This is a genomic window from Actinosynnema sp. NPDC023658 (assembly GCF_040639995.1).
Lineage (GTDB): Bacteria > Actinomycetota > Actinomycetes > Mycobacteriales > Pseudonocardiaceae > Actinosynnema.
In genome coordinates this window covers 1-1,165 of record NZ_JBFAAX010001410.1, presented here as the reverse complement: position 1 = coordinate 1,165, position 1,165 = coordinate 1, and the positions used below count along the sequence as shown (strand labels likewise).

Here is a 1,165-nt window from a genome sequence, read left to right as displayed (position 1 = left end):
AGTACGCGCGTGTCCTGCGTTGCGAACACGCGTGTCCTACGTTCAGGACACGCGAGTTCAACGCTCGGGACAGGAGCCGCAGGTCAGGCGCGGCGGCGGTAGGCGTTCACGGCCAGCGGCGCGAACACGACCACGAACAGCGCCGACCAGGCCAACGACCACATCACCGGGCCGGCCACCGGACCGCCCACCATCAGGCCGCGTGACGCGTCCATCACGTGCGTCACCGGGATGACCTCCACCCAGGACCGCAGCCACCCCGGCAACGTGGCCGCCGGCGCGATCATGCTCGTGCCGAACGTCAGCGGGAACAGCGCCAGGAAGCCGATGCCCTGCACCGCGCCGGGCTGCCGCACGATCATCCCCACCAGCACGAACGCCCAGCTCAGGCAGAACGCGAAGAGGATCACCAGCAGGCACGCCAGCAACGCCGGGAGGAAGCCGGTCTCCACCCGGAACCCCATGAGCGTGCCGAACACCAGCAGCGACACCACCGCCACCACGTACCGGATCAGGTCACCCAGGACCGATCCGATCAACGGCGCGGACCTGCCGATCGGCAGGCTGCGGAACCGGTCGAACACGCCCTTGCCGATGTCGGTGTTCAGGTTCACCCCGGTCGCCATCCCGCCGAACATGGTCGTCTGCACCATGATCGCGGGCAGCAGCAGCTGCAGGTAGTCGTGCGTGGACCCGGCCACCGCACCACCCAGGAGGTACACGAACAGCACCACGAAGATCACCGGCTGCAACGTCACGTCCAGCAGCTGCTCCGGCGACCGCATGGTCTTGATCAGGCTGCGCCTGGCCAGCGCGAGGCTGTGCCGCGCCAGGCCGAACGGCCGCCGCGCCGTCTCCCGGGCCACCTCCGGTGAAGCAACCATCGTCGTCATGCCGCCACCTCCGTGTGCTTGCCGGTCAACGTGAAGAACACCTCGTCCAGGCTCGGCAGCCGCAGCGACAGCTCGGTCACCGAGATCTGCCGCTGGTCCAGCCGCCGCACCACCTCGGTGAACGCCGCGTCACCGTCCACCGGCACGGTCACCACACCCCGGCCGGTCGACTCGGGCTGGTGCCCGGACACCTCGGCCAGCACGGCGGCGGCGTCGGCCAGCCGCGCCGGGGGGGGGGGGCGCGCCCGCCCCCGCTGCCCGCCGCCGAGCCG

At 70.7% G+C, this 1,165-nt stretch carries 1 protein-coding gene and 1 pseudogene; both read right to left on the bottom strand.

What is annotated here, in order from left to right; translation table 11 throughout:
- Positions 1–83: 83 nt before the first annotated feature.
- Positions 84–893 carry an ABC transporter permease gene (locus tag AB0G02_RS41405; protein ID WP_360806395.1) on the bottom strand — a complete coding sequence of 270 codons (810 nt, stop codon included), beginning with the start codon at positions 891–893 and terminating at the stop codon, positions 84–86.
- Positions 890–1,165, bottom strand: a pseudogene (locus AB0G02_RS41400) (daunorubicin/doxorubicin resistance ABC transporter ATP-binding protein DrrA); the annotation flags it as partial. The gene AB0G02_RS41405 and the pseudogene AB0G02_RS41400, both read right to left, overlap by 4 nt.

Excerpts from the sequence above, each read along its gene's own strand:
- AB0G02_RS41405 (WP_360806395.1), bottom strand. The coding sequence starts at position 893 with ATGACGACGATGGTTGCTTCACCGGAGGTGGCCCGGGAGACGGCGCGG.